This window comes from Streptomyces sp. NPDC029216 (assembly GCF_040648015.1).
In the GTDB taxonomy this organism is placed as follows: Bacteria; Actinomycetota; Actinomycetes; order Streptomycetales; family Streptomycetaceae; genus Streptomyces.
Genome location: NZ_JBEZWL010000042.1, coordinates 15,937 through 39,032 on the forward strand (window position 1 = coordinate 15,937; position 23,096 = coordinate 39,032).

Annotated in this window: 20 protein-coding genes; 6 read left to right on the forward strand and 14 right to left on the reverse strand. The window is 72.7% G+C overall.

Annotated elements, in window-relative coordinates; translation table 11 throughout:
- Window positions 1-7: 7 nt before the first annotated feature.
- Window positions 8-328: a hypothetical protein gene (locus tag AB0F18_RS17495; protein ID WP_362061158.1), complete on the reverse strand. Its 321-nt coding sequence runs from the start codon at window positions 326-328 to the stop codon at window positions 8-10.
- A gap of 541 nt (window positions 329-869) precedes the next feature.
- On the opposite strand from AB0F18_RS17495, the gene AB0F18_RS17500 reads away from it, so the two are divergent.
- Window positions 870-1,364, forward strand: a complete 495-nt coding sequence (locus tag AB0F18_RS17500; RefSeq protein ID WP_362061051.1) for a barstar family protein — start codon at window positions 870-872, stop codon at window positions 1,362-1,364.
- A gap of 457 nt (window positions 1,365-1,821) precedes the next feature.
- Here AB0F18_RS17500 and AB0F18_RS17505 read toward each other — a convergent pair whose 3' ends face one another.
- The 4 genes from AB0F18_RS17505 to AB0F18_RS17520 are packed head-to-tail and all read right to left on the reverse strand — an operon-like array spanning window position 1,822 to window position 6,438.
- Window positions 1,822-2,835, reverse strand: a complete 1,014-nt coding sequence (locus tag AB0F18_RS17505; RefSeq protein WP_362061054.1) for a TIGR03842 family LLM class F420-dependent oxidoreductase — start codon at window positions 2,833-2,835, stop codon at window positions 1,822-1,824.
- 57 nt (window positions 2,836-2,892) lie between these two features.
- The gene (gene hydA, locus AB0F18_RS17510; protein ID WP_362061057.1) at window positions 2,893-4,293 is read right to left on the reverse strand and encodes a dihydropyrimidinase; all 1,401 of its coding nucleotides are present in this window, start codon (window positions 4,291-4,293) and stop codon (window positions 2,893-2,895) included.
- 10 nt (window positions 4,294-4,303) lie between these two features.
- Window positions 4,304-5,599: an aspartate aminotransferase family protein gene (locus AB0F18_RS17515; protein WP_362061060.1), complete on the reverse strand. Its 1,296-nt coding sequence runs from the start codon at window positions 5,597-5,599 to the stop codon at window positions 4,304-4,306.
- Complete coding sequence (locus AB0F18_RS17520; RefSeq protein WP_362061063.1) at window positions 5,596-6,438, reverse strand: nitrilase-related carbon-nitrogen hydrolase; 843 nt, start codon at window positions 6,436-6,438, stop codon at window positions 5,596-5,598. The genes AB0F18_RS17515 and AB0F18_RS17520 overlap by 4 nt, the downstream gene beginning before the upstream one ends.
- 308 nt (window positions 6,439-6,746) lie before the next feature.
- On the opposite strand from AB0F18_RS17520, the gene AB0F18_RS17525 reads away from it, so the two are divergent.
- Window positions 6,747-7,181, forward strand: coding sequence for a hypothetical protein (locus AB0F18_RS17525; protein WP_362061066.1), 435 nt, complete (start codon window positions 6,747-6,749; stop codon window positions 7,179-7,181).
- Between the two features lie 380 nt (window positions 7,182-7,561).
- Here the strand turns inward: AB0F18_RS17525 and AB0F18_RS17530 are convergent, their stop codons facing one another.
- The 3 genes from AB0F18_RS17530 to AB0F18_RS17540 form a co-directional block, all read right to left on the reverse strand.
- Entirely contained in the window at window positions 7,562-9,865 is a 2,304-nt protein-coding gene (locus tag AB0F18_RS17530) for a hypothetical protein (RefSeq protein ID WP_362061068.1), read from the reverse strand.
- Between the two features lie 23 nt (window positions 9,866-9,888).
- Window positions 9,889-10,032, reverse strand: coding sequence for a hypothetical protein (locus AB0F18_RS17535; protein ID WP_362061071.1), 144 nt, complete (start codon window positions 10,030-10,032; stop codon window positions 9,889-9,891).
- Window positions 10,033-10,134: 102 nt separating this feature from the next.
- Window positions 10,135-10,386: a helix-turn-helix transcriptional regulator gene (locus AB0F18_RS17540; RefSeq protein WP_362061074.1), complete on the reverse strand. Its 252-nt coding sequence runs from the start codon at window positions 10,384-10,386 to the stop codon at window positions 10,135-10,137.
- A gap of 64 nt (window positions 10,387-10,450) precedes the next feature.
- On the opposite strand from AB0F18_RS17540, the gene map reads away from it, so the two are divergent.
- On the forward strand, window positions 10,451-11,218 hold the full coding sequence (gene map, locus AB0F18_RS17545) for a type I methionyl aminopeptidase (RefSeq protein ID WP_362061077.1): 768 nt from the start codon (window positions 10,451-10,453) through the stop codon (window positions 11,216-11,218).
- A gap of 156 nt (window positions 11,219-11,374) precedes the next feature.
- On the opposite strand, the gene ggt is transcribed toward map, so the two are convergent.
- Window positions 11,375-13,174 (reverse strand): gamma-glutamyltransferase, encoded by a 1,800-nt coding sequence (ggt, locus tag AB0F18_RS17550; protein WP_362061080.1) that lies wholly within the window; start codon window positions 13,172-13,174, stop codon window positions 11,375-11,377.
- A 101-nt stretch (window positions 13,175-13,275) separates the two neighbouring features.
- Here ggt and AB0F18_RS17555 point away from each other — a divergent pair, with 101 nt between their 5' ends.
- Window positions 13,276-14,001, forward strand: coding sequence for a hypothetical protein (locus tag AB0F18_RS17555; RefSeq protein WP_362061083.1), 726 nt, complete (start codon window positions 13,276-13,278; stop codon window positions 13,999-14,001).
- On the opposite strand, the gene AB0F18_RS17560 is transcribed toward AB0F18_RS17555, so the two are convergent.
- The 5 genes from AB0F18_RS17560 to murJ all read right to left on the reverse strand — a co-directional run bounded on the left by AB0F18_RS17560 (window position 13,961) and on the right by murJ (window position 19,794).
- Entirely contained in the window at window positions 13,961-15,226 is a 1,266-nt protein-coding gene (locus tag AB0F18_RS17560; protein ID WP_362061086.1) for a cytochrome P450, read from the reverse strand. The two genes, AB0F18_RS17555 and AB0F18_RS17560, sit on opposite strands and share 41 nt — an antisense overlap.
- Window positions 15,227-15,452: 226 nt before the next feature.
- Window positions 15,453-15,956 carry a hypothetical protein gene (locus AB0F18_RS17565; RefSeq protein WP_362061089.1) on the reverse strand — a complete coding sequence of 168 codons (504 nt, stop codon included), beginning with the start codon at window positions 15,954-15,956 and terminating at the stop codon, window positions 15,453-15,455.
- A complete protein-coding gene (locus tag AB0F18_RS17570) occupies window positions 15,953-17,416 on the reverse strand; it encodes a HAMP domain-containing sensor histidine kinase (protein WP_362061092.1) in 1,464 nt (487 codons plus the stop codon). The genes AB0F18_RS17565 and AB0F18_RS17570 overlap by 4 nt, the downstream gene beginning before the upstream one ends.
- A gap of 9 nt (window positions 17,417-17,425) precedes the next feature.
- Complete coding sequence (locus AB0F18_RS17575; RefSeq protein WP_362061095.1) at window positions 17,426-18,106, reverse strand: response regulator transcription factor; 681 nt, start codon at window positions 18,104-18,106, stop codon at window positions 17,426-17,428.
- Window positions 18,107-18,147: 41 nt separating this feature from the next.
- Window positions 18,148-19,794 carry a murein biosynthesis integral membrane protein MurJ gene (gene murJ / locus AB0F18_RS17580; protein WP_362061098.1) on the reverse strand — a complete coding sequence of 549 codons (1,647 nt, stop codon included), beginning with the start codon at window positions 19,792-19,794 and terminating at the stop codon, window positions 18,148-18,150.
- Window positions 19,795-20,126: 332 nt separating this feature from the next.
- On the opposite strand from murJ, the gene AB0F18_RS17585 reads away from it, so the two are divergent.
- On the forward strand, window positions 20,127-21,350 hold the full coding sequence (locus AB0F18_RS17585) for an Ig-like domain-containing protein (protein ID WP_362061101.1): 1,224 nt from the start codon (window positions 20,127-20,129) through the stop codon (window positions 21,348-21,350).
- A 142-nt stretch (window positions 21,351-21,492) separates the two neighbouring features.
- The gene (locus AB0F18_RS17590) at window positions 21,493-23,082 is read left to right on the forward strand and encodes a CocE/NonD family hydrolase (protein ID WP_362061104.1); all 1,590 of its coding nucleotides are present in this window, start codon (window positions 21,493-21,495) and stop codon (window positions 23,080-23,082) included.
- The last annotated feature ends 14 nt before the right edge of the window (window positions 23,083-23,096 follow it).

Below are 23,096 nucleotides of genomic sequence, written 5' to 3' on the forward strand. Positions count from 1 at the left end.
GTCGGCGTCAGCCGTTCGGCGCCTCGAACGTCTGCACCGCAGTCCGGAAGGTGTCCCGACCGGGCTGAGCAGGGTTGATCAGCACCACGAAGTCCGGCAGGGCTCCGGAAACGGGCCGCCCCGCCTCGTCCTGACTGTCGGCTTCAGCCTGCCAGTCGATCAAGTGGACGACCACGGCATAGCGGCACCCGGGCACGGGGTGTTCGATCACACCATCCAAGACGTCCCCGCTGACGTCTTCGATGCCACCCACCAGTGCGCGACCGCGGGAGACGAAGAGATAGGGCTGGGAAGCCACCAGCTGGTGGGCTGTCTCCCGCTCGGTCAACCCGGCCGGGGCGGCTGCAGTGCCCGACCGGACCAGAACACCGAACGCGCCGGCGCCGCCGAAGTTGAGCGGAACCAGAGCACCAGCCTGGATGTGACGGAGGATGTCCTCGTCCTCCAGGAGTTCGTCCTCCCAGCTGCCGTAATCGACGACGGCCTCGAACCGCCTGATTCTCCCAGCAGAGACAACGATGCACCTGGCCGGGCCGCGTCACGCCAACACCCGGGGCCACTTCGGACCGTCCGGCCGGGGCCGATTCAAACCGTTACGGCCAGTGGACGCCGGAAGGTTCGCCGAATACCTCAACCTGTTCTACAGGTACCAGTGGGACCGAGGAGTTCAAGAACAACGGAAAGAACGACGGCTACATACTCCCCACCCATGAACCCTCGGGCAAGCCGATCACATATCAGGAATACGGGACCTACCCGTCACCGGACAATCCCGCGCCGGGCGGCGAGCGCTGGGTGTTCGGCAGTGATGGATCTGCCTACTACACTCCGACTCATTATCAGACGTACATTGTAGGCAGGAGCCCCAGATGGGTGGATCGATGAAGGAAGAGACGTCGGCGATCCATATCGCCCCGTGGATGCATGTCATTACGCCAGGCGGTAGCGTACCTCTCGATAAGCTCCTGCCGGCGTCGGGGAGCGTGTACATGGCGCGCCTCAACGGTCAGGACATGCCCGACGAGGTGTCGATGTTCCAGCACTTTTCGGAAGTACTCAAATTCCCCGAGTACTTTGGATGGAACTGGAACGCCTTCTACGATTGCGTGCGCGACCTGGAATGGCTTTCGGCGGACAATCGAATCCTGATCATCGAATCAGCCGAGAGCACCCTTCCCGAGGACAGCGACGCCCGCAAGGAACTGTTTGGATCTCTTTGGCGTGCAGGTCAACGGTGGTCCTACACCAAGCAACCTGAGGGCGTGACGCTCACAAAGCTCTCCATTGTCCTGTCATGCGACAAAGGATCTCTACCCACCATCGCGAAACAGCTTGAAGAATGGCAGAAGCAGGACAATTGGTGAGCTGACCCGGCCCATCACCTACAGGCCTGGACATCCCGCCGGAGGACTCTAAGGCCCGCAGAGCCCATCCGAACGGCGGCGTCCGTGCGCCGCCCGTCCAAGCGTGGTGACGCCATCCCGCACTGGAGGCGTCGACGATCGTCGCGCGCTTCGCACAGCCGGGGAAGGAATTCAACATGGTGATCTCGGCTGGAAGACCGAGCCCGGTTGCTCCCAGTCGCCCCAAGGATTTCCCAAGTGACAATTGAAGGTACGGACGTCGTGGTCACCTGGTCCGAAGGCGACACGACGGTCCGGTGGAGTGGCCCCGCTGGGAAGGTCGAGAAGTCCTACGCAATTCCGCCGCAGGCCGCCATCCTGCCAGCTGTCAGCCCCTCCACCCGACAACCCCGAATCGACGAGTTCGTTCGGGGTTGTCGGGCCGCCTACCCAGTCGGCCCTGCGCCGTCGGCAGGCGTCAGCTGAACGACGGGATGATGTCTGAGCCGTACGCGTCGATGACGGCCTCCCGGGCGTCGTGCATGTCGTAGACGGCGAACTGGTCCACGCCCAGGTCGCGCAGGGCGCGGAGCTTCTCGATGTGGGCTTCGACGGGGCCCAGGAGGCAGAAGCGGTCGACGATCTCGTCCGGGACGAAGTCGGTGGACGGGTTGTCGGCGCGGCCGTGGTGGCTGTAGTCGTAGCCGTGGCGGGCCTTGATGTACTCGGTGAGCTCGTCCGGGACCATGCCCGAGTGCTCGCCGTAGCGTGAGACGAGGTCGGCGACGTGGTTGCCGACCATTCCGCCGAACCAGCGGCACTGGTCCCGGGCGTGGGCCAGGGCGGCCGGCGAGTCGTCGGCCGTGACGTACGCCGGGGCGGCCACGCAGATGGTCAGGGACGCCGGGTCGCGACCGGCCTCGGCCGCGGCGTCCCGGACCGCCTTGACCATCCACTCCGTGAGGAACGGGTCGGCGAGCTGGAGGATGAAGCCGTCGGCCTTCTGGCCGGTCAGGGCGAGCGCCTTCGGGCCGTACGCGGCCATCCAGACGGGGAGCCTCCCGTTCTTGATCCACGGGATCTGCAGCTGCTTGCCGTCCACGACCGCCTCGCGGCCCTCGGCGAGGTCGCGGATGACGTCGATGGCCTCGCCCAGGCGGGCCAGGGTGTTGGGGGCGCGGCCGGCGACCCGCATGGCCGAGTCGCCGCGGCCGATCCCGCAGACGGTGCGGTTGCCGTACATGTCGTTGAGGGTGGCGAAGGTGGAGGCGGTGACCTCCCAGGTCCGGGTGCCCGGGTTGGTGACCATCGGGCCGATGTGGAGCTTCTGCGTGTTGGCGAGGATCTGGCTGTAGATGACGAACGGCTCCTGCCAGAGGACCGCCGAGTCGAAGGTCCAGCCGTAGCGGAAGCCGTTGCGTTCGGCCCGCTTCATCAGGCTGACGACCTGGGAGGCGGGCGGGTCGGTCTGCAGGACGAGGCCGAAGTCCATACGTCGCTCCTTGCTGGGGAGTACGGGCGCCGGGGCGTGCGGGCCCCGGCCGCCCCTCTAGAGGTACTGGCAGGCGGAACGGTGGACGAAGGCCCCATGGCCGGCCCGGCCGGTGAACTCGCGGCGTTCGATGACGAGTTCGCCGCGCGAGAGGACCGTGTCGACGCGCCCGGTGATCCGCTTGCCCTCGTACGCCGAGTAGTCCACGTTCATGTGGTGGGTCTCGGCGGAGATGACCTGCTCGGCGTGCGGATCGTAGAGGACGATGTCGGCGTCGGAGCCGGGCGCGATGGTGCCCTTCTGCGGGTAGAGGCCGAACATCCGGGCCGGGGTCGCGCAGGCGATCTCGATCCAGCGGCGGCGGCTGATGTGCCCGTCCAGGACGGCCTGGTGGAGGAGGTCCATACGGTTCTCCACGCCGGGCAGTCCGTTCGGGATCTTCGAGAAGTCGCCGCGGCCCAGCTCCTTCTGGCCGCGGAAGCAGAAGGGACAGTGGTCGGTCGAGACCACCTGGAGGTCGTTCGTGCGCAGGCCGCGCCACAGGGCCGCCTGGTGCTCCTTGGGACGCAGGGGTGTGGAGCAGACGTACTTGGCGCCCTGGAAGTCCGGCTCCGCGAGGTTGTCGGTGGACAGGAACAGGTACTGCGGACAGGTCTCGCCGAAGACCGGGAGGCCCTTGTCCCGGGCGGCCGCGAGTTCGGCGACCGCCTCCTCCGCCGAGACGTGGACCACGTACAGGGGGGATCCGGCGACCCGGGCGAGCTGAATGGCGCGGTGGGTGGCCTCCGCCTCCAGGAGGACCTTGCGGACCTCGCCGTGGTGGCGGGGGTCGGTCTCGCCGCGGGCCAGGGCCTGTTCGACGAGGACGTCGATGGCGATGCCGTTCTCGGCGTGCATCATGATCAGCCCGCCGTTGCCGGAGGCCCGCTGCATGGCGCGCAGGATCTGCCCGTCGTCGCTGTAGAAGACGCCGGGGTAGGCCATGAACAGCTTGAAGGAGGTGACGCCCTCGCTGACGAGGAGGTCCATCTCCTTGAGGGTGTGCTCGTTGACGTCCGAGAGGATCATGTGGAAGGCGTAGTCGACGGCGCAGTTGCCGTCGGCCTTCGCGTACCAGGTGTCGAGTCCCTCGCGCAGGGAGCGGCCCACGCTCTGCACGGCGAAGTCGACGATGGTGGTCGTGCCGCCCCACGCCGCCGCCCGCGTCCCGGTCTCGAAGGTGTCCGAGGCGGAGGTGCCGCCGAACGGCAGCTCCATGTGGGTGTGCGCGTCCACCCCGCCCGGGATGACGTACTTCCCGGCCGCGTCGATGGTGCGGTCGGCCGTCCAGGCCGCGGCGGCCTCCGAGCCGGTGGCGGCCAGGGCCGCGACGCGGCTGTCCTCGATGAGGACGTCCGCGTGGAGCTCGTCGGCGGCGGTGACGACCAGGCCGCCTCTGATCAGGGTACGGATGCTCATGTCGGTCCCCCTACTCGATGCTGCGGAGCGCCTGTCCGAGGATCTCGGCCCCCTCTTCCGCCTCGGTGACGGTGAGGGAGAGCGGCGGCGCGATGCGCAGCACGCTGGTGTCGTGGCCGCCGCCCTTGCCGATGAGCAGGCCGCCCGCGCGGGCCGCCTCCAGGACGGCCGCGGCCGCCTGCGGGTCGGCCCGGTCGGTGCCGGGCTCGGTGAGCTCCAGTCCGGCCATCAGGCCCCGGCCGCGGACCTCGCGCACGGCGGGCGAGGCGGCGGCGAGGGCGCGCAGCCGCTCCAGGAGGAGGCCGCCGACGCGGCGGGCGTTGCCCTGGAGGTCGTGGTCCAGGAGGTACGCGAGGTTGGCGAGGCCGGCGGCCATGGTGACGGGGGAACCGCCGAAGGTGGAGATGGAGTTGGAGTCCAGGCAGTTCATCACCTCGGCGCGGGCCACGACCCCGCCGATGGACATGCCGTTGCCGATGCCCTTGGCGAAGGTGAGGATGTCCGGCGGGCCGCTGCGCGCGTGGGCCTGCCAGCCCCAGAAGTTGTCGCCGGTGCGGCCCCAGCCGGTCTGCACCTCGTCGCTGATCCAGAGGATGCCGTGCCGGTTGAGGACCTCGCGGAAGGCCCCGTACAGCCCGTCGGGCGGTGAGGTGAACCCGCCGACGCCCTGGATGGGCTCCGCGATGAGGGCGGCCACTCCCCCGCGCGCCTGGCCGAGCACGTCCTCCAGGTCGGCGACGGCCGCGGCGGTGAAGGCGGCGTCGTCGAGTGCGGCGAAGGGTCCGCGGGTGCGGACGGCGCCGTGGACGTAGTACGTCTGGAGCGGGGAGAGGCTGGTCGGGGACCAGCCGCGGTTGCCGGTGATGCCGACGGTGGAGAAGGACCTGCCGTGGTAGCTGTTGCGCATCGCCAGGATCTGGTTGGAGCGGCGGTACGTGGTCGCGAGCAGCAGGGCGGTGTCGTTGGCCTCGGTGCCGGAGGTGGTGAAGAAGACCCGGGCGTCGGGGATGCCGGACAGGGCGGCGATCCGCTCGGCCAGCTCGATCATGGGCCGGTTGAGGTAGAGGGTGGAGGAGTGGATGATCCGCCCGGCCTGCTCGGCGACGGCCTTGGTGACCTCGGGCAGGGCGTGGGCGGTCATGGTGGTGAGGATGCCGCCGAAGAAGTCGAGGTACCGGTTGCCGTCGGCGTCCCAGACGTGGCGGCCCTCGCCGTGGGTGAGCTCGATGGGGCGGTCGTAGTAGAGCGCGAGCCAGTCGGGCAGCACGGTGCGGTGGCGGCTGTGCAGGGGGGTCGGGTTGGTCACGGCTGTACGAGCCCTCCGTAGGCGTCGGGGCGGCGGTCGCGGTAGAAGGCCCACTGCTCGCGGACCTCTTTGATCAGGTCGAAGTCGAGGTCCCGGACGAGGAGTTCCTCCTCCTTGTCGCTGGCGACCTCGCCGACGAACTGACCGCGCGGGTCGACGAAGTAGCTGGTCCCGTAGAAGTCGTTGTCGCCGTACTCCTCCCGGCCGACGCGGTTGATCGCGGCGACGAAGTACTCGTTGGCGACGGCGGAGGCCGGCTGCTCCAGCTGCCACAGGTAGGCGGACAGGCCCCGGGAGGTGGCGGACGGGTTGTAGACCAACTGGGCTCCGGCCAGGCCGAGTTGGCGCCAGCCCTCGGGGAAGTGGCGGTCGTAGCAGATGTAGACGCCGATGCGGCCGACGGCGGTGTCGAAGACGGGCCAGCCGAGGTTGCCGGGGCGGAAGTAGAACTTCTCCCAGAAGCCCTTGACCTGGGGGATGTGGTGCTTGCGGTACTTGCCGAGGTAGCTGCCGTCGGCGTCGATGACGGCGGCGGTGTTGTAGTAGAAGCCCTCGCTCTCCTTCTCGAAGACGGGGACGACGACGACCATCCCGGTCTCGCGGGCCAGCTGCTGCATCCGGCGCACGGTGGGGCCGTCGGGCACGGGCTCGGCCCAGCGGTAGTGCTCGGGCTCCTGGACCTGGCAGAAGTAGGGGGCGTTGAACACCTCCTGGAAGCCGATGATCTGCGCGCCCTGGGCGGCCGCCCTGCGGGCGTGCTCCTCGTGCTTGGCGATCATCGACTCGGTGTCTCCGGTCCAGGTGGCCTGGACGAGTGCGGCGCGGACGACTTGGGCCATGAGCTGCTCCTCGCGACGGGAACGCCGACTTCTACGCACGTAGACGGTGTGCGTAGGGAGTCGAAGGTAGGCCCCGTCACAGCGTGGGGCAAGACCACCTTGCGCGGTTGGAGTAGTCGATCAAGTTACGTCGCCACGTGGTCGTTTGCGGTCACGGTGTGGTCGGTTCACGTGGCCGGCCGCGGCGGTCCGGCGGGCGAGGGCCGGGCGGGGCGGGAGGGGGCCGGGCGGGGGCCGGGCGGGGCCGGGCGGGGCCGGGCGGGAAAAAGCGTTCTGCGGGTTTCGGGCCGGTGCGTAGGGTGGGGCCCATGTCGCTGAGTCACGTCGTCCTGTCCTGCGGGCGTTCCGTCGAGCTCTCCCAGCTGCGGATGCGGTCCACCTACGGTGGCCTGCTGGAGGGGTACCCCTGTAAGCCGGGCAACGAGATGCAGATCAAGGGCCTGCTGGCGAGCGCCCGACAGGCCTTCCCCGGCGCGCCGGTGCACCTCGTACCGCCCGTCCGCACCTACCCGGACGGGGCGTCGGGCGGCGCGTTCGGCCCCGTCGAGGTGCTGCCCGCGGTGGCCTGCGTGGGCACCTTCGGCTCGTACCCGGTCGACGCGGAGCTGAACCCGGTGCTGCACCGCTCGTCCCTCACGGTCGTCTGGTTCCAGGACACCCCGGACGTCCCGACCGGCGAGACCGCGCACCCGTCCCTGCGGGACCTGGACTGGACCGGCCTGGCCCAGGACCAGGAACTCTGACCACTCCCCCGAACCGACCCGGGCCAGGCCGCCTTCCGGGTCGGCCGGCCGCCTCCGGACCGGCCGGCGGCGCCGGCGTCCGTTGGTGGGCGTCCCGGGACGGAGGACGGGGGTCGCGGTGGGGGCGTCCCCGGCTGTGGCCGGCGGGTGCCGCTGGGGAGTGCACCGCTTAGCCCACGCTTCCGGTGGCGTGCGTCGCGGGGCGGCGCGGCGCCCGGGTACTGGGCGTCCTCGGGGTCCCGGCGCTGCCGGGGGACGACGTGGGGTGCAAGCCGGCGCAGGTGGCACCCCCCGGCCGTAGCCGGGGGACGAAGTGCGGCGCGGGGCGGCGCGGGCGGGGCTCCGGTGGTGGCCGGGGAGCGGGATCCGGAAGAGACGGCTTAGGTCGCCTGGAGGCCGGCGACGCGCAGGGCGTGGGACAGGTCGCGGTGCCTGGCGGCGGAGAGGGCGCGGGCCGCGCGGAGCAGGCGCGGGGCGAACCAGTGCGGGTCGTGGCGGGCCAGGGCGGCGGCCTCCTCGGCGGTGCGCAGCCGGACGAAGGCGCCGAGCAGTGCCTGGGCCTCCCGGTCCCGGCCGGCGTCGCCGAGGGCGAGGGCGGCTTCGGCGACCTCGCCGGCCGGACGGGCCACGCCCTGGCGCAGCAGCCGGTCGGAGTCGGCCACCCGGCCCGCCTCCCCGAGGGCCCCGGCGGCCGCGGCGAGCCGCTCGGGCGGGAGCGAAGCCGCCTCCCATAAGAGGGTGGCCCAGTCGGCGGCCAGCCCGGCGTGCCCGAGCTCCTCGGCGAGGCCGGGCAGCTCTCCGGCGGGCCACAGCGCGGCCTCGCACAGCAACGCGTGCGCCTCGCCGCTGCGCCCCTGTGCCCGCAGCGTGAGCAACTCGGCGACGAACGCCCCCCTGGCCGCTCCCCGGGGCAGCCCCGGGATGTCCCCGGTGACGACGTCCACACCGCCCTGGGCGGGGGCGCCCACCGCAGCTGCGGATCCGCCGACGGGCGCGCCGGACCAGGCTCCCCGGCCGCCGCCGGGCACGACATCCGACCCGACCTGGGCGGGGGCACCCACGGCAGCTGCCGAACCGCCGACCGGCCCGCCGGACCAGGCTGCCTCGTCGCCCCCAGGCACGACATCCGACCCGACCTGGGCAGGAGCACCCACGGCAGCTGCCGAACCGCCGCCCGGCCCGTCGAGCCAGGCTTCCCGCTCACCCCCAGGGACGACATCCGACCCAGCCTGAGCCAACGCACCCACCACAGCAACGGAGCCACCGCCCGACACACCGGACCAGGCGTCCCCGTCACCCCTGGGCACGACATCCGACCCGACCTGGGCGGGGGCACCCACGGCAGCTGCCGAACCGCCGACCGGCCCGCGGAACCAAGCTGCCCCGTCGCCCCCTGGATAGGCATCCGACCCGGCCTGAGCAAGCCCACCCGCCACAGCCGCCGAGCCGTCGGCCGGTGCGCCGGGCCAGGCTTCCCGGCTGCTACCGGGCTGGGGATCCGGGATGGGGGCCGCGGGGGCGTCGCCCGTCGTGGTCCCGGAGCCGGCGGAGCCGGTGAACAGCCAGCCCGAGGGGGCGCCTTCGGGGTCCCCTGCCGGCGCATCCGGCCCGGCGGCGGCGGGACGGGTGAACACCCGCCTCCTGCGGGCGACCTCGGCCGGAGGGCGGTCCAGGACGGCGGCCGCAGGGGCCGTGTCCGCCGGACCGAAGACACCCTCCGCCGGCTCCGGCCGCCCGTCGGAGGGGGCGCCCGCCGGGGTCCCGGGACTGGCGTCCGGTCGGGCGGAGCGCGTACTCCCGGGCTCGGCGGCCGGGGTCCAGCCGAAGCGGGCGCCGCGGGGCGTGTGGAAGGCGGGGGCCGGCAGCGTGGGGGCGGCAAGGTCCGGGGGCGGGGCCGGGGCCGCGTAGCGGGCTCCGCCGACGCGGCGGGCTCCGCGCAGCCAACGCCCCTCGGCCCGCCCGACCGGCGACTCGGCCCGGCTCACCGACACCTCCGTCGGACCGGGCCGGCTCTCAGAGGGCCCGCCGAGCCAGCCTGCCGAGGCCTCGCCCCCGCCGCCCGTCCGCTCGGGCCGGCCCATCAGGGCCCCCGGCCAGGCACCGGGAGCGGGGGCGCCGGCCGGGGAGGTGGCTCCGCCGCCTGGGGGGTCCGGTAGCGGGTGGGGGGTGCGTTGGCGGGGGACTGCTGGGAGGGTGAGGGTGGCCAGGCGGGATTCCAGGTCCGTTTGGCGGGCCGTCGCGCGGGCCGCGTCGTCGCGGGTCCAGGCCAGCTCGCGGGACAGGGCCTCCGCCTCCGCCGGGCCGGCCGCGGCGCCCAGCCGGTCGGTCAGGTTCCGCAGGGCGTCCTCCAGGGCGGCCCGCTGCTCGGCGGCCGCGGCGAGCAGGATCCGCAGCTCCCGCACCCCGCCCGGCTGCGCGTCCCACGCGGCGACGGCGGCGGCCCGTAGCCGTGCCGCGTGCGCCGCCTCCTCCGCGGCCGCGCCGGGCCCTCCCGGGAGGTCCAGCAGGAGGGATTCCAGTACGTCCCACGGCGGTACGGCGATCCCGTCGAGACAGGCCCGCATCCCCTCCGGGTCCCGCCTCAGGAACTCCCCGTACCAGCCCGCCCCGGGGTCCAGTCTCTGCGTCAACCCCCGCAGATAGTCCGTGAGTTGCCCGATGACCAGCGCAGTCGGCGTGTCCATCCCCGCATTGCATCGCACCCGCGTTACGGGCGCACTACGGGAGTCTCAAACCTTGACGGCGAACCCGCGTCCGCCGGAGTGGAGCAGGCGGCGGCCAGCAGGCCGGCCGCGAGGGCCGCGCCGAGGAGTGCGAGTCCGAGCCGCTTGGACGAGTTCGTGGCTGACACGCCTTCACCCTTGCCCCGGGCCGGGCCCCCTCCCCCACCGATTGCGCCGTCCGGCCGCCGGAGAGGACCCCGCAGGGGCAGGCGCCCGGTCCCGGACCCCCGTCAGGCCGGCACCAGCGCGCAGCGGCGTATGACGTCGTCCAGCGAGAGGCCGAGCGCCCCGGCGAGCGCGGCGACCGTGAAGAAGGCGGGGGTCGGCGCCCGGCCCGTCTCGATCTTGCGGAGGGTTTCGGGCGAGAGCCCGGCGCCGGCCGCGACCTCGACCATGCTGCGGGCGCCGCGCGCCTCGCGCAGCAGCGCGCCCAGCCGCTCGCCGCGCTCGCGCTCTTCGGGGGTCAGGGGGGTTCGCACCATGCCCCCATCCTACCCCGCGCGCCCATAACTATCCCGTTAAACTTATACCGGTATAGTTATCGGCATGGTGCAATTGAAGACGGACGAAGCGATCGACCAGATGCGTGCCGCCGGCCGGGTGGTCGCGCACGCCCTGGCAGCCGTGCGGGAGGCCGCCGAGGTGGGTGTGTCCCTGCTGGAGCTGGACGCGGTGGCCCGCGCGGTCCTGCGCGAGGCGCGGGCCACCTCGCCCTTCCTCGGCTACCGCCCGCACTTCGCGCCGGTGCCCTTTCCGGCGGTGGTGTGCGCCTCGGTGAACGACGCCATCGTGCACGGCGTCCCCGACGGCTACCGGCTCCGCGACGGCGACCTGGTCAGCATCGACTGCGGGGCCAGGCTGCGCGGCTGGGTGGGCGACGCGGCGGTCAGCTTCACCGTCGGCCGGCCCCGCCCCGCCGACCTGCGGCTGATCGGAACCGCGGAGGCGGCCCTCGCCGCCGGCATCGCCGCCGCCGTACCCGGCAACCGGATCGGCGACATCGCGCACGCGGTCGGCAGCGTCTGCCGCACCGCCGGCTACGGCATCCCCGAGGGCTTCGGCGGACACGGCGTGGGCCGCGGCATGCACGAGGACCCGGGGGTCCCCAACGAGGGCCCGCCGGGGCGCGGCATGCGGCTGCGCCCCGGCATGGTCCTGGCGATCGAGCCGATGCTGATCGCGGGCGGTACGGACGACTACGCCTGCGACCCCGACGGCTGGACCCTGCGCACCACCGACGGATCCCGCGCCGCGCACGTGGAGCACACGGTCGCGATCACAGCCGCCGGACCCAGGATCCTGACGGCGCTCTAGCACACGGACGGCCGGGCCCGCCGGCCCCCGGGGCGGGGCGCTCAGCCGGCCCTACGGCCCCCCGGCCCGGGCGCGCCGCCGCTCCTACGCCCTCCGGGCCCGCCGGCCTCCGGACGGGGCGCGCAGCCGGCCCCGGGACCGGGCGCGCGGCCGGTCCTACGACCTTCCGTGCGCGTGTACGACCATGGCCGAGCCCCCGCCCCGTCGGGTGGTCTCGGCGGCTGCCAGCCAGCGGCCGTCCGGGAGGCGCTGGACGCCCGTCGCGGCGCCGATCTCCGGGTTCTGCCGGAACGCCTGTCCCAGGCCCTCCAGTTCGGCCCGCAGCGGGCCGTTCCACAGCTCCGGTTCCAGTTCCGTCGTCGTCTGGTTGCGCTGGCTGGCGCGCGGCGCCTTGATCGCGTCCACCAGCGGCAGGCCCCGGTCCAGGTGGCCGATGAGGGTCTGCAGGACGGTGGTGATGATGGTCGCGCCGCCCGGGGAGCCCACGGCGAGGACCGGGCGGCCGTGGTCGAGGACGATCGTCGGGGACATGGACGAGCGCGGCCGCTTGCCCGGGCCCGGCAGGTTCGGGTCCGGGACGCCGGGGGCCGCCGGGGCGAAGGAGAAGTCGGTCAGCTCGTTGTTGAGCAGGAAGCCCCGTCCCGGGACGGTGATGGCGCTGCCGCCCGTGGACTCGATGGTCAGGGTGTACGAGACCACGTTGCCCCAGCGGTCGGCGACCGTCAGGTGCGTGGTGTTCTCCCCCTCGTACGTGGTCGGCGCGGCCTGCCCTGTGGTCGCGCAGGGCGCCGGGTTGCGGGGGTCGCCGGGGGCCAGCGGGCTGGTCAGCGTGCTGTCCGGCTTGATGAGGCAGGCGCGCGAGTCGGCGAACCGCTGCGAGAGCAGCTCGCGGGTCGGGACGGGCTGTGCGGCCGGGTCGCCGACCCAGCGGCCCCGGTCGGCGAAGGAGATGCGCGAGGCCTCGATGAACCGGTGCAGGTACTGCGCTTCAGACAGCTTCGACAGGTCGGTGCGCTCCAGGATGTTCAGCGCCTCGCCGACGGTGGTGCCGCCGGAGGAGGAGGGCGCCATGCTGTAGACGTCCAGGCCGCGGTAGTTCACCTGGGTCGGCGCCTGCCGCTTGGTCCCGTACGCGCGCAGGTCCGCGGCGGTGAGGTCGCCGGAGCGGACGTTCCGGGTCGCGGCCGGGTCGACCGGGGGCGTGCGGACGGCCTTGACGATGTCGTCGGCGATCGGGCCCCGGTAGAGCGCGCTGGTGCCCTTTCGGGCGAGTTCGGCGTAGGTGTCGGCGAGGTCCGGGTTCTTGAACGTGGACCCGACGACGGGGAGTTGTCCGCCGGGCAGGAACAGCCTGCGGGTGTCGGGGAAGTCCTTGAACCGGTCCTGGTTGGCCGCGGTCTGGGCCCGGAAGGTGCCGTCGACGGTGAATCCGTCCCGGGCCAGCTTCTCGGCGGGGCGCAGGAGTTGGGACAGCGGCCGGGTGCCCCAGGCGTCGAGGGCGGCCTTCCAGGTGGCGGGGGTGCCGGGGACCCCGACGCTGCGGCCGCTGGTCTGGCCCTCGGCGAAGGGGATGGGGACGCCGTTCTCCTGGAACAGGGTCTCGGTGGCCGTGGCGGGCGCGGTCTCGCGGCCGTCGATGGTCTGCACCCGGCGGGAGGCGGCGTCGTAGTAGACGAGGTACCCGCCGCCGCCGATGCCGGCCGAGTACGGTTCGGTGACGCCGAGGGCGGCGGCGGTGGCGACGGCCGCGTCCACGGCGTTGCCCCCGGCGCGCAGGACGGCGATGCCGGCCGCCGAGGCGTCGGCGTCGACACTGGCGACGGCCCCGCCGTAGCCGACGGCCACCGGCACCTTGGGCGGGGCGGCGGCCGGCGAGGGCGGAGCGGCGGCTCCGGTGGAGACGAGCGCCCCGGCGAGGGCTGCGAACGCTAACTGACGTGCTGCGGAAGCGCGCATCCGGTTCCTCCAGTCGACTGCCTGTCAGACCATGGACCGGAAGCCTAGCTTCGCCGCACCCCCCACGTCATGGAGGCGGTGTGACGGCTACGATCCGCCGCATGAACGACGACGTGCGCAACATCGTGCTCGGGGTGGTGGCCACCGCCATCAGCGGTGGCTCGGGCTGGTTCACCCGGACGTACCTGTGGCGCCGCGCCCTGCGCCGCAAGCAGGCCTTCTTCGGGCTGCCGGCCGGCTCGGACTGCCTGTTCGTGGTCAACCGGCAGATGGGCGGCACGGAGTCCTCGCTGCACCGCAACGACGCCTTCGCGCTGCTGGAGATATCCGCCCTGATCAAGGACTGCGGGGCGACGGTGCAGATCGTCACCCATGAGGCCCGCCAGGGCTTCGGGGAGCGGGCCGAGTTCTGCGTCGGCGGCCCCGCCTCCAACTCCCGTACGGTGGCCCATCTGCACTCCATGCTCCCGGGGGTGCGGGTCGACGTCTCCTCCGAACCCGGCCCGGACCGGGGGGCGATCGCCGTGGGCGGGGAGACGTACCGCTGGGAACCGGGGCTCGTCGAGTACGTGCTGCTCGCGCGGCTGACGACGGATCAGGGCTCGCGGCCGGTGTTCCTGCTGTCGGGGCAGACCGCCAACAGCAACCAGGCCGCGGCCCGTTACCTGGCGCGCAACCACGAGGGGCTGGCCCGCACCTACCGCGGGGCGGGCACCTTCTGCCTGCTGCTGAAGGTGATCAACTCCGGTGCGTACGGCCCGGACGTGACGGAGCTGGTGGCGGACGTCACCGCTGCGGCCCGGACACCCGCAGCGGCAGCCGTGTGATCCCGTTGATGAAGTTGGAGACCAGCCGGCGGGGCTCGCCCGCGAGTTCGGGCGCGGGCATCGCCGTACGCCACTCCTCGTAGAGGGTGCGCAGCTGGAGCCGGGCGAAGTGGGCGCCGAGGCAGACGTGCGGGCCGTCGCCGAAGGAGACGTGCGGGTTCGGGGTGCGGCCGAGGTCGAGGCGGTGCGGGTCGGTGAAGACGCGTTCGTCGTGGTTGGCGGAGGCGTGGAAGACCACGACCTTGTCCCCGGCGCGGATCCGGGCACCGGCGAGTTCGGTGTCGCGGGCGGCGGTGCGGCGGAAGCTGAGCACCGGCGGGTGGACGCGCAGGAGTTCCTCGACGGCCCGGTCGAGCGGCGCGCTGCCGTCGGCGAGGGTGCGGTAGGCGTCGGGGTCGCGGGCCAGGGCGAGGAGGCCGCCGGGGGCGGCGCTGCGCACGGTGTCGTTGCCGGCGACGGTCAGCAGGAAGAAGAACATCTCCAGCTCGGCCGGGTCCAGCCCGGCCTGTGCGAGGGCGGTCATCACGTCGTCGCCGGGGTGCGCGCGCTTGTACGCGGCCAGTTCGCGGGCGTAGCCGAACATCTCGCCGAGCAGGGCCGGGGAGCGCGGGTTGAGCGGCTTGCCGTCGGGGCCGAGGAGGGGGGCGGGGGCGTCCTCGGGGTCCTGGTAGCCGATGACGCGTACGGTCCACTCCAGCAGCAGGCCCCGGTCGGCGGCCGGGACGCCCAGCAGGTCGGTGAGGTTGAGCAGGGCGTATTCGTCGGTGACGGCACGGACCAGGTCGGCGGCGCCGTCCTCGGCCCCGTCCCGGGCGGCGGCCAGGAGCGTACGGGCACGCTCGCGGACCCGGCCGGCGAAGGCGTCGACCCGGGCGGGGGTGAAGGCGCGGGAGACCAGGCGGCGGAGCCGGCCGTGGTCCGCGGGGGGCTCCCCGGGCCCGCGGGGCCTGGGGGAAGGGTCCTGGTTGAGCATGGTGCGCCGCAGGAAGGGCAGGTCGGCGGGGTCGGGGTCGCGGATCTGGGTGGCGCCGAGCCAGGAGGAGTACGCGGCGTGGTCGCGCAGGACGCGGACGACGTCGGCATGCCGGGTGACGGCCCAGAACCCGGGCCCGGCGGGCCACCCCTGCACCTCCGGCTCCTCCTGCCAGGCGACCGGGTACCGGTCGCGCAGAACCCGGTAGCGCTCGTGCGGAACGCCTCCGGCGTAGAGCCACGGATCGAACACCCCGGGCACCCCACCCGCTCCGTCCGCCGCCACGCCGGCCCCGGGGCCGGCGGGCGGTCCGGGCTGCCCGGGAGCGGCTGACACGGCAGGCGCGCCAGGACCGCCGAGGTTGCCGGGGGCGGCTGGCACGGCGGGGGCTGCGGGATCAGGTGCGGCACGTTCCATGGCCCACACGCTGACGCCTCACGGAGCCCACCACAAGACGGCGCCGCCCCGCCCGCCCGCCTCAGTGCCCCGCGTCGCAGCGGGCAGGGGGCAAGGTGGTGTCGGTGCCGTGGAGGGCGACCTCGTACCGGGGGTCCACCGTCGACAGGGCGCTGCAGACCAGCTGGCGGCGGCCGAGGGGGTCCAGGCCGGCCACCGGGAACGGAAGGCGGACCTCCAGGCGGTCGGTCACGGCGACGGCCACCCCGCCCTCGGCGGCCTCCCCCTCCACGACCGGTACCCGGGTGCCGAGCCCGGCGTCCCGCTCCGCCGTGCCGGGACCGCGCAGCAGCCCGATCACGCTGCCCCGGGGCCCGCCCTGGGTGTACTCGGGCTGCGGGGCGGGGGCCAGGCGCCCGTCGGGGGTGACGAAGTAGGCCATGGAGCCTCCGGCGCGCGCGACGGCGACCCGGCCGGCCGCACCGCTCTCCACGACCCCCGTGGGTTTGATCCCGCAGGCGGTGGCCGCCAGCAGCGGGCCCAGCAGGGCGGCGGCCACGGCGGGGCCCCGCAGCGGCCGGCTCACGCGGCGGCCTCCAGCGGCATGTCGAGGGTGAACACGGCTCCCCCGAACGCGGCCGCCCTGTCGGGGGCGTTGGCGGCGCCCAGGGTGCCGCCGTGCAGCCGGACGTTCTCCAGGCTGATCGCGAGGCCGAGCCCGCTCCCGGCGGAGCGGGTGCGGGCGGCGTCCGCCTTGAAGAACCGGTCGAAGATGTGCGGAAGCACCTCGGCGGCGATGCCGGGGCCGCTGTCGGCGACCTCGACGACGAGGCGCTCCCCCTCGGCCGCGGGGGCGGTGCGCACGGCGACCCGTACGGGGGCGGCACCGTGCCGCAGCGCGTTGCCGACGAGGTTGGCGAGGACCACGTCGAAGCGGCGGGGGTCGAGGCGGGCACGGACGCCCTCCGGCAGGTCGGTGGTGACCCGGCCGTCGTCCCAGTGGCGGCGCTGGAGGGTCTTGCCCACGGCCTCGGCCACGTCCACGTCGTCGAGGTTGAGCCCGGCGGCGCGGGCGTCGAAGCGGGAGATCTCCATCAGGTCCTCGACGAGCACGGCGAGCTTGCCGGTCTCGGCGCTGATCAGCCGCAGGGCCTTGGCCGTGTCGGGGTCGAGGCGTTCGGCGTCCTCGTCGAGGACCTCGGTGACGGCGAGCATCCCGGCGAGCGGGGTGCGCAGTTCGTGGGAGACGTCGGCGGCGAACCGGCGGGCCCGGGCCTCCGCCTCCCGCAGTTCGGCCACGGACTCCTCCAGGGCCCCGGCGGTCTCGTTGAAGGTGCGGGCGAGCCCGGCCAGTTCGTCGGCGCCCCGGACCTCGATGCGGGTGTCGAGGCGGCCCCGGCCGAGGTTCTGTGCGGCGCGCCGCATGTCGCGCACGGGGCGCAGGACGCTGCGCGCAGCGAGCAGGGCGGGAACGACGGCGATGGCGAGGCCGGGGACGGCGCCCTGCTTGGCGGCCTGGACCATGGCGTCGACGGTCTGCTGTTCGGTGGAGAGCGGCATGACGGCGTAGAGCACGGCTCCGGTGGCCTCGCGGGCGCCGTTGTGGAGGAAGACGGCGGGCATGCCGATGGTCAGGTACGGCTCGCCCCGGTTGTCGGTGACGCGCTGGAAGGCGCCGTGGGGGTGGTCGGAGACCTGGGCGCGGAGCGTGTCGGTGAGGACGTCGGAGACGGGCGAGCCGAGGTCGGCGGAGGTGGCGCGCAGGGTGCCGTACTCGCCGAACACCACCCAGGGGTGGGGTTTGCCGCGTCTGCCGAGGTCGTCGACGACGCGCTGGAGCTGGCGCTGGTCCATCGGCAGGGTCAGGGCCACGGCGTCCAGCTGGTCGCGCAGGGTGCTGACGGCCGTGTCCTGGCTCTGGGTGAGGACGGCGCTGCGCGCCTGGCGGTAGGTGAGGGCGGCGGTGCTGACCGCACAGATCGCGGCGACCAGGAGGAACGCGGCGATCAGGCGGGTGCGCAGGCCGAAGGGCGCGCGGCTGGGCACAAGGGTCTCCTAGAGCGGCCCGAAGCGGTAGCCGAAGCCCCGCACCGTCTGTATGTAGCGGGGGCCGCCGTCGGGGTCCTCGACCTTGTGGCGCAGCCGGCGCACGCAGGCGTCCACGAGTCGGGCGTCGGCGTGGTAGCTGTGCTCCCACACGCTCTCCAGCAGCTGCTGGCGGGAGAAGACCTGTTCCGGGGAGGCCGACAGGTGGAGCAGGAGCTTGATCTCGCTGGGGGCGAGGGCGAGCCGTTCGCCGTTCTTGGCGACGGTCAGTCCGGCGCGGTCGACGGCGAGCTCGCCGTGGTGTTCCACCCCGAAGCGGCCCAGCGGGTCGGGGCGGCGGCGCAGGACGGCTCTGACGCGGGCCTCGATGATCGCGGTGCGGGCGGGTTTGACGATGTAGTCGTCGGCTCCGGCCTCCAGGCCCACGACGATGTCGAAGTCGTCGCCGCGGGCGGTGAGCATGATGATCGGGACCATGCTGGTTTCGCGGATCCGGCGGCAGACCTGGACGCCGTTGATGCCGGGGAGCATCAGGTCGAGCAGGACGAGTTCGGGGTGGAAGGAGCCGGTGAGGGCGAGGCCCTCCTCGCCGGTGCCGGCGGCTCTGACCTCGTGGCCCCTGCGGCGCAGGCCGAGGGCGACTCCTTCCCGGATGGAAGGGTCGTCCTCGATCAGCAGTACGCGTGGCATCCGGTCCAGTATCCCAGGGTGTTTTCCCGCGTTTCCTCCCCCTATCGGCCGGTCTTGCGGCGCAGGGAGTCCAGCAGGTCGGTGATCTCGTTCAGGCGCAGCGGCCTGGCGAGGAGTACGACGACCAGGGCGAGGGCCGCGGTTCCCGCTCCGGCCGCCGCGAATGCGCCGAGGCCGTCGGCGGCGCGGGCGGCCCCGTACCCGGCGGCGGCCGCGGGCAGGCAGGCGGCGAGGAGCCGCAGGTGGGTGCGCAGGGCGGTGGCGGTACGGGTGCCGGTGCGCGGGCCGAGGCGGCGGGAGAGGGCGTACGCGGTGACGGCGGCGCCGCCGATGAAGGCGAGGGAGGTGGCGGCGGCCATGCCGGTGACGGCCCAGCGGGCGGGCAGCAGCAGGTAGGCGGCGTAGGACAGGCCGGCGTTGAGGGCGACGACGACCAGGTTGAGGAAGAAGGGGGTCCGGGTGTCGGAGAGGGCGTAGAAGCCGCGCGCGAGCACGTACTGGGCGGAGTAGGCGATGAGGCCGGGGGCGAAGGCGGTGAGCATGCCCGCCATGGCGGCGACCCCGTCGGGGGTGACGTTGCCGTATCCGGAGACGCAGTCCATCACCCACGGGGCCAGCGCGGCGAAGAGCGCCGCGGCGGGCAGGACGAGGGCGGCGCTGGAGCGCAGCGCGTACGAGACGTCCTCGCGGACGGAGCCGTGGTCGCCGTCGGCGGCGGCCGAGCTCATCCGGGGCATGAGGGCGGTGACCAGGGAAACGGTGATGATGCCCTGCGGGACGATCCACAGCTGGTAGGCGCTGGTGTAGGCGGCGTAGCCGAAGCCGGAGCCGCCGGGCCGGTCCTGGACGGTGGTGGAGAGCTTGGTCACCACCCAGTAGGCGAACTGGTTGGTGAGCACGAGCATGACCAGCCAGCCCGCGTTGCGCAGGGGGCGGGTGAGGCCGCTGCCGCGCCAGTCGAAGCGGGGGCGCCAGCGGAAGCGCGCGGCGCGCAGCGCGGGGATCAGGGCGAGGGCCTGGACGACGATGCCGGCGGTGGTGCCGAGGCCCAGCAGCCGGGTGTCGGCGGCGGTGAGGCCGTCGTGGCCGCCGCCGGTGGCGTGGAGGTAGAAGCCGAAGACGGCGGTGATCACGAGGTTGTTGAGGACCGGTGTCCACATCATCGCGCCGAAGCGGCCGCGGGCGTTGAGGACTTGGCCGAGCAGGGTGAACAGCCCGTAGAAGAGGATCTGCGGCAGGCAGTAACGGGCGAGGGCGATGACCGTGTTGCGTTCCGCGTCCGTGTACGAGGAGGGGGTGTAGGCGTCGACGATCAGCGGTGCGGCGAGGACGGCGGCGGTGGTGAGCGCGAGGAGCGCGAGGGTGCAGGCGGTCAGCAGCCGGTCGGTGTACGCGGCCCCGCCGTCCCGGTGCCCCTTGGCGGCGCGGACGAGTTCGGGGACGAAGACGGCGTTGAGCGCGCCCCCGATCAGCAGCATGTAGATGATGTTCGGGACGGTGTTGGCGACGGTGTAGCCGTCCCCGAGGAAGGCGGTGCCCAGCGCGGCCAGCACCACGGCGGAGCGGACGAAGCCGGTGGCGCGGGAGACGACGGAGCCGGCCGCCATGAGGGCACCGCTGCGCAGCACCGAGGGCTTCGCCGGAGCCGGTTGTTCCGCTGCGGCGGGCCTGGTGTCGGTGGCTGTCACGGGCAGTCTCCCAGGGGTCGGGTTCGGGGGCTGAGGGTGGAGGGTACCTGGCGCGGGACGGGGGTCCTGCACCGGAATTCACTTCCGGAAGATGTCGTTCGCCCCTTTCCGCAGAGCCGAAGGTCCTTTATCCGGATCCAACACGACTTTCGGCCAGGACTCGTGAGTTCCGGTCACCGGCCCCCGACGGCGGCGAATGTGACCGTACGGCAACCGTTTCGCTGCGGCCCATGTCACAACGGCAAGGAGGAGCTTTTTCGGGGAATGCGCAACCTAAAGTCGTCCCGTTCACTCCTTCCTTGTGGACGATCATTACTTCGGAGGGGTTTTCCTTGAGCCGCACACGCCGCACCGCGCTTCCGCGCCACCGGGTCCGCCACGTCACGCTCGCCGGCACCGCGCTGCTGGCCGCCGCGCTGACCGCTTGCTCGGGCGGTTCCGGCGGCGGTGCGGAAGGCGGCGGCAAGGCCGACGCCAAGAACAAGCCGGCCATGGCGGTCTCGGTGAACCTCACGGGCGACCAGGTCAAGGCGGGCGAGCCGGTGAAGGTGACCATCGCCGACGGCAAGCTGGCGCAGGTCAAGGTGACGGACGGCAAGGGCGGGGAACTGGCCGGGCAGATCGCCTCCGACGGCAGGACCTGGACCTCGGGGCGCAACGCCGCACCGAACACCGACTACAAGGTCGAGGCCCAGAACACCGACAGCCAGAGCGCGAGCACCCAGTTCAAGACCTCGGCCGCCGACAAGGTGAACAAGGTCTCCATCAACATCCCCAAGGGCAGCACGGTGGGTGTCGCGATGCCCGTCTCGCTCGTCTTCGACAATCCGGTGAAGAACAAGGCCGAGGTGGAGAAGCAGCTGAAGGTGACCACCTCGAACAACACCGAGGGCTCCTGGGGCTGGTTCAAGGACTATTCCGGCAACGACCGGGTGGACTGGCGGCCGAAGGACTACTGGAAGTCCGGCACCGACGTGAAGGTGGAGATGAACCTGAACGGCGTGGACTCCGGTGCGGGAGGCGGGCTCTTCGCCCGCGATTACAACACCGAGTTCAAGATAGGCAAGGACCGCCGGATGGAGGTGAGCCTCGACACCAAGAAGATGTCGATCACCGAGGACGGCCAGGTGGTGAAGACGGTTCCGGTGTCGGCGGGCACTCCGGGCGGCCAGAAGGCCTCCTGGTCCGGGAAGATGGTGCTGATGACGAAGGAGGGCACCATCCGGATGGACTCCCAGACGGTGGGCCTCGGCGACGCCTACGACAAGATGGTCGACTACGCGATGCGGCTGACCTGGTCGGGCATGTACGTGCACGCCGCACCCTGGAACTCCGCCAACTTCGGCAGCGCCAACACCAGTTCCGGCTGCGTGGGCATGAGCGACGCCAACGCCAAGTCCGTATACGAGCAGGTGCAGGCCGGCGACCCCCTGGAGGTGGTCGGCAGCGGCTCCAAGGGCACCGCCGACCTCGGCAACGGGTACGGCGAGTGGAACCTGCCCTGGGACCAGTGGAAGGCCAAGAGCGCCCTGGGCGGCGCCACCCAGGCGGGCTGAGGCCGGCCGGTGCGCGGGGCCGCGGATCCTGACATTCCACCAATTGTTACCGCTACGTAACTTACTGACGGGTTACCTTGAGTAAGTCCCTCCCGTTACCGTCGGGTCACTTTCGGACACCGGCGCACGCGAGGAGCGTTCGATGAGAGCCCGCCCCCACACCGCAGCAGCCGCGGCCGCTTTGATCGCCGCGACCGCCCTGGGCCTGGCCCCCCACCAGGCCCAGGCGGCCCCCACCGCCGCTCCACAGGCGTCGTCCCAGGCATCCTCGGAGGTACGCCTCTACGACATCCCCGGCTCCGGCGGCATCACCCTCAAGGGGAACGTCTTCACCCCGGCCGGCGCCGAACCCGGCCGGAAGTACCCCCTGATCGTGTTCCCCACCAGCTGGGGCATGCCGCAGATCGAATACGTCGCCCAGGCCAAGCAGCTCGCCGACTCCGGCTACGTCGTGGTGAGTTACACCTCCCGCGGCTTCTGGCTCTCCGGAGGGCAGATCGAGACGGCCGGGCCGGCCGACATCGCCGACGTCTCCTCCGTCATCGACTGGGCCCTCGCCACCACCCCCGCCGACCCCGCCCGCGTGGGCCTGGGCGGGGTCTCGTACGGCGCGGGCATCAGCCTGCTGGCCTCCGCGCACGACCCCCGGATCAAGGCCGTCGTCGCGCTCAGCGGCTGGGCGAACCTCATCGAGTCCATCTACTCCGGCCGCACCCAGCACCGCCAGGCCGCCGGGATGCTCGGCGCCGCCGGCTACCTCACCGGCCGCCCCGGACCCGAACTCCAGCAGATCCTCGGCGACTTCCTCGGCTCGAAGCTGGAGAACGAGCAGGCCATGATCGAGTGGGGGAAGAAGCGCTCCGCCTCCGAGCAGGTGGACCGGATCAACGCCAACGGCGCCGCGGTCATGCTGGGCAACGCCTGGGGCGACACCATCTTCCCGCCCAACCAGTACGCGGACTTCTTCGAGAAGCTCACCGGCCCCAAGCGCCTGGAGTTCCGCCCCGGAGACCACGCCACCGCCGAGGCCACCGGCCTGCTCGGACTGCCCAACGACACCTGGACCAACGCCCACCGCTGGTTCGACCGCTACCTCAAGGGCGAGCGCAACGGCGTCGACACCGAGGCCCCCGTCCAGCTCAAGTCCCGCAGCACCGGCGGCTACGAGGGCTACGCCGACTGGAAGTCGGTCGGCACCGGGGGCACGGAGAAGCTGCCCCTGGCGGACACCGAGCACGTGTGGGCCAACGTCGACTCCGGCGCCGACGGCGGCGTCATCTTCCTCTCCAGCATCCTCGACCAGTTCGCCAAGGCTCCCCCGGTCGCCTCCATCCCCCTGCTCCCCCGCGCCTTCGCCGCCGTCTGGCAGTCCCCGCGCTACGACCGCGAGCGCCGCGTCCGCGGCACCGTGCGCCTGCACACCACCGTCACGCCCACCAAGGGCGACGGCACCTTCGTCGCCTACCTCTACGACGTCGGCCCGCTCGGCATCGGCAAACTGGTCAGCAACGCCCCGTACACCTTCCACGGGAAGACCCCCGGACAGTCCTTCGGCGTGGACCTGGACCTCTTCTCCACCGCCTACGACGTGCCCGAGGGCCACCGGCTCGCTCTCGTCGCCGACACCGTCGACCCGCTCTACATCGAGCACAACCCCACCGGCGCGCGGCTGACCTTCTCCTCGCCGCGCACCGACCCCTCGTACCTCTCGGTGCCGCTGCGCGAGCAGTGATCCACGGCCGCGGC